At 70.7% G+C, this 16,082-nt stretch carries 11 protein-coding genes and 1 riboswitch; of the genes, 4 read left to right on the top strand and 7 right to left on the bottom strand.

The genetic code is table 11. The features are described from left to right. Positions 1–338: 338 nt before the first annotated feature. The gene (locus AB0M11_RS18100) at positions 339–1,349 is read right to left on the bottom strand and encodes a polyprenyl synthetase family protein (RefSeq protein WP_365706459.1); all 1,011 of its coding nucleotides are present in this window, start codon (positions 1,347–1,349) and stop codon (positions 339–341) included. Positions 1,350–2,245: 896 nt separating this feature from the next. Next, positions 2,246–2,440, top strand: a riboswitch (cyclic di-AMP (ydaO/yuaA leader). A gap of 5 nt (positions 2,441–2,445) precedes the next feature. Between AB0M11_RS18100 and AB0M11_RS18095 the strand changes: the two genes are divergently transcribed. After that, a complete protein-coding gene (locus AB0M11_RS18095; protein WP_365706457.1) occupies positions 2,446–2,937 on the top strand; it encodes a transglycosylase SLT domain-containing protein in 492 nt (163 codons plus the stop codon). A gap of 12 nt (positions 2,938–2,949) precedes the next feature. Here AB0M11_RS18095 and AB0M11_RS18090 read toward each other — a convergent pair whose 3' ends face one another. Next, on the bottom strand, positions 2,950–3,756 hold the full coding sequence (locus AB0M11_RS18090; RefSeq protein WP_365706455.1) for an HAD family hydrolase: 807 nt from the start codon (positions 3,754–3,756) through the stop codon (positions 2,950–2,952). 153 nt (positions 3,757–3,909) lie between these two features. Beyond that, the gene (locus AB0M11_RS18085) at positions 3,910–5,154 is read right to left on the bottom strand and encodes an ATP-grasp domain-containing protein (RefSeq protein WP_365706516.1); all 1,245 of its coding nucleotides are present in this window, start codon (positions 5,152–5,154) and stop codon (positions 3,910–3,912) included. A gap of 274 nt (positions 5,155–5,428) precedes the next feature. On the opposite strand from AB0M11_RS18085, the gene fahA reads away from it, so the two are divergent. Further along, positions 5,429–6,640 carry a fumarylacetoacetase gene (gene fahA, locus AB0M11_RS18080; protein ID WP_365706514.1) on the top strand — a complete coding sequence of 404 codons (1,212 nt, stop codon included), beginning with the start codon at positions 5,429–5,431 and terminating at the stop codon, positions 6,638–6,640. 350 nt (positions 6,641–6,990) lie between these two features. After that, on the top strand, positions 6,991–7,935 hold the full coding sequence (locus AB0M11_RS18075; RefSeq protein WP_365706453.1) for a M56 family metallopeptidase: 945 nt from the start codon (positions 6,991–6,993) through the stop codon (positions 7,933–7,935). Positions 7,936–7,971: 36 nt separating this feature from the next. On the opposite strand, the gene recQ is transcribed toward AB0M11_RS18075, so the two are convergent. Then, positions 7,972–9,957, bottom strand: coding sequence for a DNA helicase RecQ (gene recQ / locus AB0M11_RS18070; RefSeq protein ID WP_365706451.1), 1,986 nt, complete (start codon positions 9,955–9,957; stop codon positions 7,972–7,974). A 295-nt stretch (positions 9,958–10,252) separates the two neighbouring features. On the opposite strand from recQ, the gene AB0M11_RS18065 reads away from it, so the two are divergent. Continuing rightward, positions 10,253–10,768: a hypothetical protein gene (locus AB0M11_RS18065; protein WP_365706449.1), complete on the top strand. Its 516-nt coding sequence runs from the start codon at positions 10,253–10,255 to the stop codon at positions 10,766–10,768. Between the two features lie 138 nt (positions 10,769–10,906). Here AB0M11_RS18065 and nuoN read toward each other — a convergent pair whose 3' ends face one another. Genes nuoN through nuoL form a run of 3 tightly spaced genes read right to left on the bottom strand, consistent with a single transcriptional unit; the run spans position 10,907 to position 16,073 of the window. Further along, the gene (nuoN, locus tag AB0M11_RS18060) at positions 10,907–12,556 is read right to left on the bottom strand and encodes an NADH-quinone oxidoreductase subunit NuoN (protein WP_365706448.1); all 1,650 of its coding nucleotides are present in this window, start codon (positions 12,554–12,556) and stop codon (positions 10,907–10,909) included. Then, positions 12,553–14,124 (bottom strand): NADH-quinone oxidoreductase subunit M, encoded by a 1,572-nt coding sequence (locus AB0M11_RS18055; protein WP_365706446.1) that lies wholly within the window; start codon positions 14,122–14,124, stop codon positions 12,553–12,555. The genes nuoN and AB0M11_RS18055 overlap by 4 nt, the downstream gene beginning before the upstream one ends. A gap of 5 nt (positions 14,125–14,129) precedes the next feature. Next, the gene (gene nuoL / locus AB0M11_RS18050; RefSeq protein ID WP_365706444.1) at positions 14,130–16,073 is read right to left on the bottom strand and encodes an NADH-quinone oxidoreductase subunit L; all 1,944 of its coding nucleotides are present in this window, start codon (positions 16,071–16,073) and stop codon (positions 14,130–14,132) included. Positions 16,074–16,082 lie beyond the last annotated feature (9 nt).

The following is a 16,082-nucleotide window of genomic DNA, read 5'->3' as shown; positions in this document are numbered from 1 at the left end:
TTACCTCCGTCGTCGGCGGCGGCCGTCCTCGCAGGTGTCCCACCCCGAGCCGCCATTCTCACCCGAATCGGTGAGCGGTGGTGATTTCCGTGGTTTCCATCTCACCAAATCGGGGGCGGGTAAGCGTCAGACCATGGAGCCAACTCCGCGTACACCTGCGGTATGACACAAGGGTGGAGGCGCCTTCCCCGACCCGTAGGGGTCGGGCGACGAAGGCGCCTCCCGGAGAGGTTGCCGGTGCCGTCGGCCGTCCTGGTCAGGACGGCTGCGGTGACGGCACCGCCGTCGGTGCGGTCCACCGCGCGGTGGCAGACCGGCCCGCGCCCGGCTCGGCGGAGCTACCCGGCGCGGTGCACCACCGCGTCGCACAGCTCCACCAGCGCGGCCTTCGGGTCGCACTCCGGCAGCGGGGCCAGCGCGGCCCGCGCCTCCTCCGCGTACCGGACCGCGTCGCGGCGGGCCAGCTCCAGCGCGGGATGGGCGCGGAGGGCCGCCAGCGCCTCCGCGTGCCGTGCGTCGTCCGTGAGGTCGGAGTCCAGCAGTTCGCACAGGGCGATGTCCTCGGGCAGCCCCAACCGGGCCGCGCGTTCCCGCAGCCGCAGCACCGGAAGCGTGGGCACGCCCTCGCGGAGGTCGGTCCCGGGGGTCTTCCCGGACTCCTGCGAGTCGGAGGCGATGTCCAGGACGTCGTCGGCGAGCTGGAAGGCGACACCGAGCCGTTCGCCGTACTGGGTGAGGACGTCGACGACCGTCTCGTCGGCGCCGGACAGCATCGCGCCGAAGCGGCAGGAGACGGCGACCAGCGAGCCGGTCTTGCCGCCGAGCACGTCCAGGTAGTGCTCGACCGGGTCACGGCCGTCCGACGGTCCCGCCGTCTCCAGGATCTGGCCGGTCACCAGCCGCTCGAACGCGAGGGCCTGGACCCGGACCGCCTCGGGACCGAGATCGGCGAGGATCTGGGAGGCGCGGGCGAAGAGGAAGTCGCCGGTGAGCACGGCGAGCGAATTGCCCCAGCGGGTGTTGGCGCTGGCGACGCCGCGTCGCACGGAGGCCTCGTCCATGACGTCGTCGTGGTAGAGCGTGGCCAGATGGGTGAGCTCGACGACGACGGCCGACGGCACGACACCGGGCGCGTACGGGTCGCCGAACTGCGCGGCGAGCATCACCAGCAGCGGGCGGAACCGCTTCCCGCCGGCCCGCACGAGATGCTGTGCGGCCTCCGTGATGAACGGGACCTCGCTCTTGGTGGCTTCTAGCAAGCCTTCCTCGACAGCCGTCAATCCGGCCTGGACATCGGCTTCCAGAGCCTGGTCCCGCACGCTCAGCCCGAACGGCCCGACGACGGTCACGAGGGGTCTCCTGTCTGCTGGTGTCTACTGGCGATTACGCGGTTTGTCGATAGGTCGCTGCCATCACTCAAGTCAGCGTATCCGGTCAGGTTTCGATCACCGATAGCGCCCACGGTTACACCCCGGGCGCTATCGGATCACGACCGTTATGTTTTTGATCGGACGATACGACCCGACATCCACTGACTTAACAGCAAGTGCGGGCAGTTGTCCCGAACCGTGACGCAGGCCGTGTCCCGCACGGCCGACACCGGGTCCGGACCGAGGGACGCGACCGGAGACCGCCCGAGGGCGGTCCGTCCAAGGGCGGCCCGTACGGCGGCGAGCCTCCCGACTGACTACTGCCCGGAAACGGCCTCCCCTCTCCCGGCCGGCATCACCTTCCCGGTCGCACCCCCTCCACCCCCTCTCGACGTGACGAGCGTCACGCGAGCACTCGGCGACGCGACCCGCCCCCTCGCCGTTCACGATCACTCCCGACACCCGAACGCGTCAATCACCTTCCCCGAGGCACCCGATCGAGCGAGGGGGACCACGGCGGACCCGACCGATCGCCCCGTCGCCCAGAAGGGGCGATTCGCGCGAATGCGGGCCGGAAGCTTTCCCATCGAACCGGGAAAAAGACGGATTCAACGAATCCCTCTTGTCCGTTTTGCGATTATTGCGATTTCGTGAAGTAGGTCACGTGACCTGGGACACCCAAGGGCAGGTGAGGCGACCCTTCCTTCCCTTCCCTGTAAGCCAGTTGAGGGTTGGCGACCGCAAAGGATCAAGCGTCACAAACGCCACATCATGAGGTCAATCAGTGTTTGTGCGAATCGACTACTTGTTCCCGAGATGTGCTCTCGCATACGTTCCCGCTCGCCGGGCGGACGCCGAATCCTGCCGCCGCCCGTCGTGACCCATCGACGAGTCCATTCGCACGGCAGGAGCGGGGGAACCAGGTAAGTCGCCGGACCGGGCGACCGACGTCATCACGGACGTCGTTCCGGAACGGCTAGGGGTGAAGTCGCATCGTCTTCGGACGGTGCGGCCGGGCACTCCCCGGGCCCGAACCCGACAGCTCACCTCGCAGGCGACGGAGAGGAACTTCGCCATGCCTGCTGCCGTTCAGCACCACCGCCCCCGCCGCAACCGCATCACCCGCGCGCTCGTCGTCGCCTGCACCGGCGCCGCCGTCCTCGCCCTCCCCCTCATCGGGGCGACCGCCGCCTCCGCCGCCGCCGGCTCGTCCACCCCGACGGCTTCGAAGACCCTGGCCGGGTACCCGAACAACCTCGACGGCTGGATCCGCGAGTCCCTCGCGATCATGTCGGAGAAGCACATCCCGGGTACCTACAACGGCATCTACCGCAACGTGATGCGGGAGTCCTCCGGCAACCCGCGGGCCATCAACCTCTGGGACTCCAACGCCCGCGCCGGCATCCCCTCCAAGGGCCTGCTCCAGGTGATCGACCCGACGTTCAGCACCTACCACGTGGCCGGCACGTCGTTCGACATCTACGACCCGGTCGCGAACATCACCGCGGCCTGCAACTACGCCGCCGCACGGTACGGCTCGATCGACAACGTCCACGGCGCGTACTGACCGACACACCGATCAGTCGAAGAGTCTTTCGAGGACGACGGCGATGCCGTCGTCCTCGTTCGACGTGGTGATCTCGTCGGCCAGCGCTTTCAGTTCCGGATGGGCGTTGGCCATCGCCACCCCGTGGGCGGCCCACTCGAACATCGGAATGTCGTTGGGCATGTCACCGAACGCGATGGCGTGCCCGGAGCTCAGCCCGAGATGGTCCGCGGCCAGCGCGAGCCCGGTCGCCTTCGTCACCCCGCACGGCTGGAGTTCGACGGTGCCCGGCCCCGACATGGTGACCGTCGCCAGCGACCCGACCACCGAGCGGGCGGTGGCCGCCAGTTCGTCGTCGGACAGGGTGTGGTGGCGCAGCAGCACCTTGCTGATGGGCGTGCACCACAGGTCCTCGCGCCGGGAGACCCGCAGCGCGGGCAGCGTGGGGTGCGGCATCAGATAGCCCGGCTCGATGAGCGTGAGCCCGTCGACGCCGTCCTGGTCGACCGCCGCGTACACCTGACCGACCTCGGCCTCGATCTTGCCGAGCGCGGTCTCCGCCAGCTCCCGGTCCAGGGTGACCGACCACAGCAGCCGGTCCGCGCCGGCGTCGTACACCTGTGCGCCCTGGCCGCAGACCGCGAGTCCCGTGCAGCCGAGGTCGTCGAGGAGCGGACGCACTCTCGGCGCGGGGCGGCCGGTCACCACGAGGTGGCGGGCACCGGCCCGGCCGGCCCGCGCGAGTGCGGCGAGAGACCGTTCCGAGAGGGTGTCGTCGCCGCGCAGCAGCGTGCCGTCCAGGTCGGTGGCGATCAGTGAGTACGGGGAGGGTGCGACCATGATCAGAGAATACGGACAGCACGCCTCTGGGACTCACCGTGCGTTTCGGCCTCAACTGGCGCCCGTCACCGGGGTGATGGGGCCGTGGTCAGTGGCGGGCGTCACCTCGCCGGCGCGGTGGTCGCACGGTTCCCCTTCCAGGTGACGCGGTGGCTACGTCGTGGAGGTGCCGGAGCCGCGGCGGCTGGTGCGCCACAGCTGATAGAGGTGCTTCGCGCCCGGACGCACGAAGCGGGCGAGCATCGTGGCGAACGGCATCGGGTCGTCACCCGCCAGCCAGGCCAGCTCGGTCCCGCTCGGCCGCTTCGGTGCGTGCGGTGTCGTGTAGCCGCTGCGGCGGTAGGCGAGGAGGGCGGGCAGGTCGATGTTCTCCACGACGAACTGGTGTCCGGCGCGCTGTTCCCCCTCCGGAACCCGGCGGCCGGTCAGGTCCAGGTGCATGGCGCGGACGACGTCCACCCCCGACTCGCTCTCGAAGAGCCGGAACTGGGCGCCCATGCGCGGGTTGAAGTCGAGCAGCTTGTACTGCCCGTCGCGCCGGTCGAAGCGCAGGTCGAGGTCGATGATGCCGGTGAAGCCGATCTGCTTGATGAAACGCGCGGCGAGGTCGGCGAGTTCCGGGTTGTCGACGACGCAGGCGTTCGCGGTCATGCCGGCGTGCGGCGGCCAGGAGCGGACCTTGACGCCGGTGAACAGGGCGCGCGGATGGGAGTCGGCGTCGAAGTAGCCGTGCACGATCCAGTCCTCGGCCTCCTCCCTCGGGAGGTACTCCTGGAGGATGACACCCGGATGAGTGCCCCAGTCACGGGCCAGGGTGAGCAGCCCCTCACGGGTGGCGATCCGCGTCGTCCCGTTGACGGCGGGCTGCTTTCGCCGGACGAACGCCTCGCGGTTCTTGGCCACGATCGGGAAGCGGGCCTTCTCCGCGAACTCGACGATCTCGTCGTAGGAGTCCGGGAAGGCGGCCGCCGGGCTCGGGATGCCGTGCTCCACGCACAGCTCGTGCAGGCCCTGCTTGCTCGCCAGGCGGCGCGGCAGTTCCGCGTCCACGCGCGGGAAGAGGAAGCGGTCACCGAGTGCGTCCTGGTGCTCGGCGATCAGGACGGCGGCCTCCTCGTCGGTGGGGATCAGCACGGCCGGCCGGCCGATACGGCGGCCGATGCGCAGCAGTCCCTCGACGAGATGATCCGGTTCCTCGGCGCCTGTCGTCGGCCACACGAACGCCCGCTTGAGATAGCGGGACGAGGCCGCCGGTGTGTACGCGTCCTCCGTTATCGCGTACATGGGAACGCCCAGGCGGCCCAGACTGCGAATCGCGCCGACCCCGCCGTGGTGCAGCGGATAGTCGCCGAACTTGACGATCAGGCCCGGTACGTCGCGGTCCGCCTCGAACGGCACGCTGACGGCGTTCCTGGCCACGGGTCCCCCCACGTGTCCCCCTTCGGACCGGACCCACCCCGTCCGTGTCCCCAAAGGACGCTAAGCCGGAATTGCCCCCTCCGACAAGGGCTATTGGGACATTGCGAACTCTTTAGACACTGCCCCTACAACCAACTCACCCGTAACGTGTGGCGCGACCACATGGAACGCCCCGCGAGGCCAGAGCGACGTCGCCACATGACCGGCCTCCGCGCGGCACGGATGAGAGCGAGGCAGTCACCCCATGCCCCCCTTGCCACCCTTCGAGGTCCCCGAGGGTGACCCCTTCGGCCCGCACAACCTTCCGTACGGCGTGTTCTCGACCCCCGGGAGCACGGAACGGAGGGTCGGCGTCCGCCTCGGCGACCACGTCCTCGACGCCGGGGCCGCGGCCCTCGCGCTCGGCTCCCCGTACGCCTCCCTGCTCGCCCGCCCGACCCTCAACGCGCTGCTGGCCGCGGGCCGTACCGCCTGGTCCGACGTGCGACGCGCCCTGACCGCCTGGGTGACCGTGCCCGCGCACCGCGAGACGCTCACCCCCCTCTTCCACCCGCTGTCCGAGGTGACCCTGCACCTGCCCTTCGAGGTCGCGGACTACGTCGACTTCTACGCCTCCGAGAACCACGCCCGGAACGCCGGCCGCATCTTCCGCCCGGACGCCGCCGAGCCGCTCACCCCCAACTGGAAACACCTGCCGATCGGCTACCACGGGCGGGCGGGCACGGTCGTGGTGTCCGGGACGGACGTCGTACGACCGTCAGGACAGCGGAAGGCGCCCTCGGATCCGGCACCGGTGTTCGGACCGTCGGCGCGGCTGGACATCGAGGCCGAGGTCGGCTTCGTCGTCGGGGCGCCGTCGGCGCAGGGCAGGCCCGTGGCGCTGGGGGACTTCAGGGAGCACGTGTTCGGCCTGTGCCTGCTCAACGACTGGTCGGCGCGGGACATCCAGGCCTGGGAGTACGTCCCGCTGGGCCCGTTCCTCGGCAAGTCGTTCGCCACCTCGGTCGCGGCGTGGATCACGCCGCTGGACGCGCTGGAGGAGGCACGGACCGCCCCGCCGAGGCGCACCCATCCGCTCCTGCCCTACCTGGACGACACCGCGGAGGAGCCCGCCGGTTACGACCTGCGGATCTCGATCGCGATCAACGGCCACACGGTGTCCGAGCCGCCGTTCTCCACCATGTACTGGACCGCCGCCCAGCAACTCGCCCACCTGACGGTCAACGGCGCCTCGCTGCGCACCGGAGACCTGTACGGCTCCGGCACGGTGAGCGGCGCGGAACCCGGGCAGCGAGGGTCGCTGCTGGAGCTGACCTGGAACGGACGCGATCCGCTCGAACTCCCGGACGGCAAACGGACGTACCTGGAGGACGGCGACGTGGTGACGCTGACCGGATGGGCTCCGGGGCCGGGCGGCAGCCGGGTGGGGCTCGGCGAGGTCACGGGGCGGATCGTGGCGGGGTGAGGACGGCGGCCCGGACGGCGCGGACCTGACACGGGCGCGGGCGGCGGGAGCCGCGGGTGAGGAGGCGCCGGATGGGGCGCGGGAGGCTTCGCGGGAGGGACCGCGGGAGGGGTCCCTCCCGCGCATCGCCGGGCCCGCGAGGCGGGGCGCCCGGATCGTCGTCGACACCTGACCCGGGGCACCCGGCACCGTCATACTGACAGGACACGCACCATGCGATGCGCCCGCACGCGCACCTGCGAGGCGTCGGCGCGCCACCGAGCGCGCCGGCGCACGCGCCATGCCACGCGACGGCGTATCACCCCCCGCACGGGCCGCACACATCTCCGATCAGGAAACGGAGCCCCGGCATGACCGTCTGCCTGCTCCTGCTGACCGCCGTCGCCCTGACGGCCGCTGTACCCGTGCCGCGGGCCCTGGTGCGGTCCCTGTGGCCGGAGCGGGAACCGGTGGTGGCGCTGTGGGTGTGGCAGTGCCTGGTCGCCACGGTGCTGATGTGCTGCGTGGCCGCGCTGACCCTGGGCGCGGCCGCCGTCTTCCACACCGTGCGGGACCGGGTGTTCGCGCCTGCGCCACCGGCGGTCACCGCCGCGTACGACCTCTCCGTCGCGCCCCTGTGGGCGGTCACCCTCACCGTACTGCTGGCGTGCGGGGCAGCCTGGACGACGGCGATGCTCGCCCGCGAACTGGTCGAGGCCCGACGCCGCCGCGACCAGACCCGCGCGCACCTGCGCGAGCGGGCCCCCGAACTGCCGGCCGGGCTGCCCGCGGCACGCGGACCGATGCTGGTGCTGGAGGACGAGTACCCGGACGCGTGGTGGATGCCGGGCCATCCGCCGCAACTGGTCGTGACCACCGGGGCGTTGCACCGCCTGACCGACCACCAGCTCGACGCCGTGCTCACCCACGAGCGGGGCCACGCCCGCGCCCACCACGACTGGCTGCTCCATCTGTCCGCCGCCCTGGCCACGGGCTTCCCGCGCGTGCCGCTCTTCTCCCACTTCTGCGACCAGACCCACCGGCTCGTCGAACTCGCCGCGGACGACACGGCCTCCCGCCGCTGCGGCCACCTCACCACCGCGCTGGCCCTGATCGAGCTGAACCAGCACCGCGGGGTCCTGTCCTGCGCGTCGAGCCGTCGGCTGCTGGGCGAACGCGTCGACCGCCTGCTGGAACCGCCGCCCCGGCTGCTGCGCCGCCACCGGGCCCTCACCACGACGGTGGCCGCCCTGGTCCCGCTGCTCCCGCTCCTGATCACGTTCGCACCGGGACTGTACGCGGTGCGGGGGCTGTGACCGGCTCCCGCACCGCCGCCGCGGGCCCTGTGCCGCCTACGCCCAGTCCTCCGGCTCGGGCTCCGCGTCCATCTCGGGCCAGTGCTCCTCGTCCGGGGTCCCAGGCCCCGCGGGGGCCGGGGCGGCCGGCGTCTTCAGGGCGGCCAGCACCCCGAGCACGCCCTCTCCGTACGTCATGAGCTTCTTCTCGCCGACGCCGCCGACGGTGGCGAGCTCGGCGACGGACTCGGGCCACCGGCCGACGATCTCCCGCAGGGTGGCGTCGTGGAAGATCACGTACGCGGGCACGCCCTGTTCGCGGGCCTGCTCGGCACGCCAGGCGCGCAGCGCCTCGAAGGCGGGGAGGAGTTCCTCGGGCAGCTCGGCCACGACCGCGTTCGCCCTGCTCCTGCCGGAGGACCCGGAGGACCCGGACGCGCGCGCGGCCGCCGGTTTCCTCGGCTCCTTGCGCAGCGGGACCTCCCGCTCGCGCCGCAGCACCGTCCCGCTGGCCTCGGTGAGCACGAGGGTGCCGTACTCCCCCTCGACCGCGAGCAGACCCTGGGCGAGCAGCTGCCGGACGACGCCTCGCCACTCACCCTCGTCGAGGTCGGTGCCGATGCCGAAGACCGAGAGCTGGTCGTGGTCGAACTGGATGACCTTTGCGGTGCGCTTGCCGAGCAGGATGTCGACGATCTGCAGGGCGCCGAACTTCTGTCCGCGTTCGCGCTGGAGCCGTACGACCGTGGACAGGACCTTCTGGGCGGCGACGGTGCCGTCCCAGGTCTCGGGCGGGGTGAGGCAGGTGTCGCAGTTGCCGCAGCCCGCCGGGGCGGGCTCCTGGCCGAAGTAGTTGAGGAGTTGCCCGCGGCGGCACTGGGCGGTCTCGCACAGGGCGAGCATGGAGTCGAGGTGGGCCTGGGCGCGGCGCCGGAAGGCCTCGTCTCCCTCGCCGGACTGGATGAGCTTGCGCTGCTGTATGACGTCGTTGAGGCCGTAGGCCATCCACGCGGTGGAAGGCAGGCCGTCGCGGCCCGCGCGGCCGGTCTCCTGGTAGTAGCCCTCGACGGATTTGGGCAGGTCGAGGTGGGCGACGAAGCGGACGTCGGGTTTGTCGATGCCCATGCCGAAGGCGATGGTGGCGACGACGACCAGGCCGTCCTCGCGCAGGAACCGGGACTGGTGGGCGGCGCGGGTGCTCGCGTCGAGGCCGGCGTGGTAGGGGACGGCGTCGACGCCGTTGCGGGTGAGGAACTCGGCGGTGGCCTCGACGGACTTGCGCGAGAGGCAGTAGACGATGCCCGCGTCGCCCTCGTGTTCCTGGCGGAGGAAGGTGAGGAGCTGTTTCCTCGGGTCGGCCTTGGGGACGATCCGGTACTGGATGTTGGGCCGGTCGAAGCTGGCCACGAAGTGCCGGGCGGCCGGCATGTGCAGCCGCTGGGTGATCTCCTGGTGGGTGGCGTGGGTGGCGGTGGCGGTGAGCGCGATGCGCGGGACGTCGGGCCAGCGCTCGCCGAGGAGGGAGAGGGCGAGGTAGTCGGGGCGGAAGTCGTGGCCCCACTGGGAGACGCAGTGCGCCTCGTCGATGGCGAAGACGGCGATCTTGCCGCGGCCGAGCAGGTCGAGGGTGGAGTCGAGGCGGAGCCGCTCGGGGGCGAGGTAGAGCAGGTCGAGTTCGCCCGCGAGGAACTGTGCCTCGACCACGCGCCGCTCGTCGAAGTCCTGGGTGGAGTTCATGAACCCGGCGTTGACGCCGAGGGCGCGCAGGGCGTCCACCTGGTCCTGCATGAGGGCGATGAGCGGGGAGACCACCACGCCCGTACCGGGTCTGACCAGGGCGGGGATCTGGTAACACAGCGATTTCCCACCGCCGGTCGGCATGAGGACGACGGCGTCGCCACCGGCCACCACATGCTCGATGATCGCTTCCTGTTCGCCTCGGAAGGCGTCGTACCCGAAGACCCGGTGCAGCGTGGCCAGTGCCTCGCTGTCCGCCGGTCCGTGCGCCTGTGGCGCCCCCGGCGCTGCGGTCGTCCCTGGCATCTCGTCGGTTCCGCCTGTCCCGCCCATCGTCGTGTCCCCCGTACGTCGTCCTTCGACCACTGCCTCCACGATAGGGGTCCGGACCGACAGCGCCTGAGTTGTCCACAGGCCGGCCGCCGGGGACCGGGGTGTGGGCGGGGGTCCCCCGTCCGGCGGTGTCCTCAGCCCTTTGGCGGTCTTCGCGTGGCGGCCCGGAAGCGGCGCGGGCCATGCTGCACGGGCGGGACCGGGGAGGCCCGCGCGCTGCAAGGAGGCCTCGCGTTCGCGTGCCTCTTCCGCCCCGAGGAGCATCAGGATGTCTCTCAGGTCCCGCGCAGCCGGCGCCGCTCTGGCGCTGGCCGTGCCGTTCGCTCTGGCTGCGGTGCCCGCCGACGCGACTCCGGTTCCCGATCCCGACCCACTCGTGTGGACCGATCTGACCCCGACGTACACGGCGACCGCGGACTACCAGTACGAGCCGTTCGCCGTCACGGACGGGTACGCCCGGGCCGCCACCTGCGACCGGAGCGGCCAGGGAGGCGCGGGCTACCACTACGTCAAGGACGCCGGCCTCGGCAGTCTGGACCCGGCCGAGCCCGCGGGTCTCCTCTACGAGACCGATGCCGACGGCCGGCGTGCCCTGGCCGGGGTGGAGTGGATCGTGCGGGCGGGCGGCGCCGGGACCCCGCCGACGTTGTTCGGGCAGTCGTTCCAGGGGCCGACGGCGGTGCCCGGTGTGAAGGAGCCGGTGTACACGTTGCGGGCCTGGATCTGGAAGGACAATCCGAGCGGTCTGTTCGCGCCGTGGAACCCGACGGTGACGTGCCCGTAGGCCCGGCTTCCGTGGTCCCGGCCGGGCACAGCCCCCGTGGTCTCGGGCCGGGCAGCCGGTGTGGTCTCGGGCCGCACGCGCGCGTGGGCCCCGGCTCCTCCTGTGCGGGAACCGGGGCCCGGGACCGTGCGGGATGTCTCAGCGCACGAAGACGCCCGCCTGGCTGGCGAGGTTCAGGAAGTACTGCGGGGCGACACCGAGCACCAGGGTGACGGCCACGCCGAGGCCGATGGCCGCCATGGTGAGCGGTGACGGCACGGCGACCGTCGGTCCCTCGGGGCTCGGCTCGCTGAAGAACATCAGCACGATCACGCGGATGTAGAAGAACGCGGCGATCGCCGACGAGATCACACCGATCACGACCAGGGGGACCGCCCCGCCCTCGGCCGCCGCCTTGAACACCGCGAACTTCCCGGCGAAACCGGAGGTCAGCGGGATGCCCGCGAAGGCCAGCAGGAACACGGCGAAGACGGCCGCGACCAGGGGCGAGCGGCGGCCGAGCCCCGCCCACTTGGACAGGTGGGTCGCCTCGCCGCCCGCGTCGCGGACCAGGGTGACCACGGCGAACGCGCCGATGGTCACGAAGGAGTACGCGGCCAGGTAGAAGAGGACCGACGACACGCCGTCCTTCGACGTCGCGATGACACCTGCGAGGATGAATCCGGCGTGCGCGATCGACGAGTACGCGAGGAGCCGCTTGATGTCGGTCTGGGTGATCGCGACGATCGCGCCGCCCAGCATGGTGATGATGGCGACGCCCCACATGACCGGCCGCCAGTCCCAGCGCATGCCGGGCAGCACCACGTACAGCAGGCGCAGCAGCGCACCGAAGGCGGCGACCTTGGTGGCGGCCGCCATGAAGCCGGTGACCGGGGTGGGCGCGCCCTGGTAGACGTCGGGTGTCCACATGTGGAAGGGGACCGCGCCGACCTTGAAGAGCAGCCCCATGACGACCATGGCGGCGCCGATCAGGAGCAGCGCGTCGTTGCCCATGGTGTTGGCGAGGGCCGGGTCGACGCTGGTGACGGTGCCGTCGACGACCTGCGCGATGGTGCCGTACGACACCGATCCGGCGTAGCCGTAGAGCATGGCGATGCCGAACAGGGTGAACGCGGAGGCGAAGGCGCCGAGCAGGAAGTACTTGACGGCGGCTTCCTGGGACATGAGGCGCTTGCGGCGGGCCAGGGCGCACATCAGGTAGAGCGGGAGGGAGAAGACCTCCAGGGCCACGAAGAGCGTCAGCAGGTCGTTGGCCGAGGGGAAGACGAGCATGCCGGCGACGGCGAAGAGCAGGAGCGGGAAGACCTCGGTGGTGGTGAAACCGGCCTTGACCGCGGCCTGCTCGCTGTCGCTGCCGGGCACGGAGGCGGCCTGGGCGGCGAAGGAGTCGACCCGGTTGCCGTGGGCGGCGGGGTCGAGGCGGCGTTCGGCGAAGGTGAACAGGCCGACGAGGCCGGCGAGCAGGATCGTTCCCTGGAGGAACAGGGAGGGTCCGTCGACGGCGATGGCGCCCATGGCGGCGACGCGTGCCTTGGTGGTGCCGTAACCGTCGGCGGCGAGGGCGACGACTGCCGCGAAGGCGGCGCACAGGGCGACGGCGGAGACGAACACCTGCGCGTAGTAGCGGAACCTGCGCGGGACGAACGCCTCGACCAGCACGCCGACGACCGCCGCGCCGATGACGATCAGGGTGGGCGACAATTGCCCGTATTCGATCTTCGGCGCGTCGATCTTCGAGATCGGCTGGGCCGCGGTTGTCCACAGGCTGTGGACGGCTGCTGCGCTCACTTGGCCGCCTCCACTGCTGGCTTGGGGTCGGTCTTGTGTACGTCCGACATGGTCTGCCTGACCGCCGGGTTGACGATGTCGGTGACGGGCTTCGGATAGACGCCCAGGAAGATCAGCAGGACGATCAGCGGGGCGACCACGACGAGCTCGCGTGCCTTCAGGTCGGGCATGGTGGAGACCGCCGGTTTCACCGGGCCCGTCATCGTCCGCTGGTAGAGGACGAGGGTGTAGAGCGCGGCGAGCACGATGCCGAAGGTGGCGATGATCCCGATCGCCGGGTAGCGCGTGAACGTGCCCACCAGGACCAGGAACTCGCTCACGAAGGGGGCGAGGCCGGGCAGGGACAGGGTGGCCAGGCCGCCGATCAGGAAGGTGCCGGCGAGGACCGGGGCGACCTTCTGCACGCCGCCGTAGTCGGCGATGAGCCGGGAGCCGCGCCGGGAGATCAGGAAGCCGGCGACCAGCATCAGGGCGGCGGTGGAGATGCCGTGGTTGACCATGTACAGGGTGGCGCCGGACTGGCCCTGGCTGGTCATCGCGAAGATGCCCAGGATGATGAACCCGAAGTGGGAGATGGACGCGTAGGCGACCAGGCGCTTGATGTCACGCTGCCCGACGGCGAGCAGCGCGCCGTAGATGATGCTGATCAGGGCGAGGACGAGGATGGTGGGTGTCGCCCACTTCGACGCCTCCGGGAAGAGCTGGAGGCAGAAGCGGAGCATCGCGAACGTGCCCACCTTGTCGACGACCGCGGTGATGAGGACGGCGACGGGGGCGGTGGACTCCTGCATGGCGTTGGGCAGCCAGGTGTGCAGCGGCCACAGCGGCGCCTTGACCGCGAAGGCGAAGAAGAAGCCGAGGAACAGCCAGCGTTCGGTGCTGGTGGCCATGTGCAGGGAGCCGTTCGCGCGGGCCTGCGCGATCTCGGCGAGCGAGAAGTTCCCGGCGACCGTGTACAGGCCGATCACCGCGGCCAGCATGATCAGGCCGCCCACCAGGTTGTAGAGCAGGAACTTCACGGCGGCGTACGAGCGTTGGGTCGACGCCGCTTCCTCGCCCTGCGCGTGGGCGCGGTCCCCGAAGCCGCCGATGAGGAAGTACATCGGGATGAGCATGGCTTCGAAGAAGATGTAGAACAGGAAGACGTCGGTGGCCTCGAAGGAGATGATCACCATCGCCTCGACGGCCAGGATCAGGGCGAAGAAGCCCTGGGTGGGCCGCCACCGCTTGCTGCCGGTCTCCAGCGGGTCGGCGTCGTGCCAGCCGGCCAGGATGATGAACGGGATCAGCAGGGCGGTCAGGGCCAGCAGAGCGACCGCGATGCCGTCGACGCCCAGCTCGTACCTGACGCCGAAGTCCGAGATCCAGGCGTGGGACTCGGTGAGCTGGTAGCGGGCGCCGCCGGGGTCGAAGCGGACCATGACGACGATCGCCAGGACGAGCGTGGCGAGCGAGACCAGCAGCGCGAGCCACTTGGCGGCGGTGCGCCGGGCGGCCGGTACGGCGGCCGTGGCGACCGCCCCGACGGCCGGGAGGACCGCCGTCGCTGTCAGCAGAGGAAAGGACATCGGTATCAGACCGCCCTCATCAGCAGGGTCGCGGCGACCAGGAGGGCAGCGCCGCCGAACATCGAGACCGCGTACGAGCGCGCGTAGCCGTTCTGCAGTCTGCGCAGCCGGCCGGAGAGCCCGCCGAAGCCGGCCGCCGTGCCGTTGACGACGCCGTCGACCAGGGTGTGGTCGACATAGACGAGGGAACGGGTGAGGTGTTCGCCGCCGCGGACCAGGACGACGTGGTTGAAGTCGTCCTGGAGGAGGTCGCGGCGGGCCGCGCGGGTGAGCAGCGAACCGCGCGGGGCGACGGCCGGGACGGGACGGCGGCCGTACTGCAGGTAGGCGATGCCGACGCCGATGATCAGGCAGACCATGGTGGCGCCGGTGACGACGCCCGCGCTGATCGGGGAGTCGCCCTCGCTGTGGCCGGTGATCGGCTCCAGCCAGTGCAGGAAGCGGTCGCCGAAGTGGAAGAAGAAGCCGGCGAAGACCGAGCCGACGGCCAGCACGATCATGGGGATCGTCATGATCTTGGGCGACTCGTGCGGGTGCGGCTCGGCGTGCTCGCCGTGCCGTTCCGCCGCGGGCTCGGCGCTCGGCGCCTGCGGGGAACGGGTGGGCTGGTTCCGCCAGCGCTCCTCGCCGAAGAACGTCATCAGCATCACGCGCGTCATGTAAAAGGCCGTGAGGGCGGCGCCCAGCAGGGCCACGCTCCCGAGGATCCAGCCCTGGGTGCCGCCCTTGGCGAAGGCGGCCTCGATGATGGCGTCCTTGGAGTAGAAGCCGGACAGGAACGGGAAGCCGATGATGGCAAGGTAGCCGAGGCCGAAGGTGATGAAGGTGACGGGCATGTACGTGCGCAGGCCGCCGTACTTGCGCATGTCGACCTCGTCGTTCATGCCGTGCATGACGGAACCGGCGCCGAGGAAGAGACCGGCCTTGAAGAAGCCGTGCGTCACCAGGTGCATGATCGCGAAGACGTAGCCGATCGGGCCGAGGCCGGCGGCGAGCACCATGTAGCCGATCTGCGACATGGTCGAGCCGGCGAGGGCCTTCTTGATGTCGTCTTTGGCGCAACCGACGATCGCACCGAAGAGCAGGGTGACGGCGCCGACGACGGTGACGACGAGCTGGGCGTCGGGGGCCGCGTTGAAGACGGCTCCGGAGCGGACGATCAGGTAGACGCCGGCGGTCACCATGGTCGCCGCGTGGATGAGGGCGGAGACCGGGGTGGGACCTTCCATGGCGTCCCCGAGCCAGGACTGCAGCGGCACCTGGGCGGACTTGCCGCAGGCGGCGAGCAGCAGCATGAGACCGATCGCGGTGAGCCTGCCCTCGGAGGCGTCCGTGGCGTGGCTGAGGACCGGGCCGAAGGCGAACGTGCCGAACGTGGTGAACATCAGCATGATCGCGATGGACAGGCCCATGTCGCCGACGCGGTTGACGAGGAAGGCCTTCTTGGCCGCCGTCGCCGCGCTGGGCTTGTGCTGCCAGAAGCCGATCAGCAGGTAGGAGGCGAGGCCGACGCCCTCCCAGCCGACGTACAGCAGCAGGTAGTTGTCGGCGAGGACGAGCAGCAGCATCGCCGCGAGGAACAGGTTGAGGTAGCCGAAGAAGCGGCGGCGCTCGTCGTGCTCCATGTACCCGACCGAGTACAGGTGGATGAGCGAGCCGACGCCGGTGATCAGGAGGACGAACGTCATCGACAGCTGGTCGAGGCGGAAGGTGACGTCCGCCTGGAAGCCGGCCACGGGCACCCAGGTGTACAGGTGCTGCAGCAGGGTGCGGTCGTCGGCGTTCCGGCCGAGCAGGTCGGCGAAGAGGATGACGCCGAACACGAAGGACGTCGTCGACAGGAGCGTGCCGATCCAGTGGCCCACGGCGTCCAGGCGGCGGCCGCCGACCAGGAGGACGGCCGCTCCGAGCAGGGGCGCCGCGATGAGCAGCGCAATCAGGTTCTCCACGATTCAGCG

The sequence above is a fragment of the Streptomyces sp. NPDC051987 genome (genome assembly GCF_040680735.1).
Taxonomy (GTDB): domain Bacteria; phylum Actinomycetota; class Actinomycetes; order Streptomycetales; family Streptomycetaceae; genus Streptomyces.
Note: the sequence above shows the minus strand (reverse complement) of the source record. Positions and strands in the feature narration are given on the sequence as shown.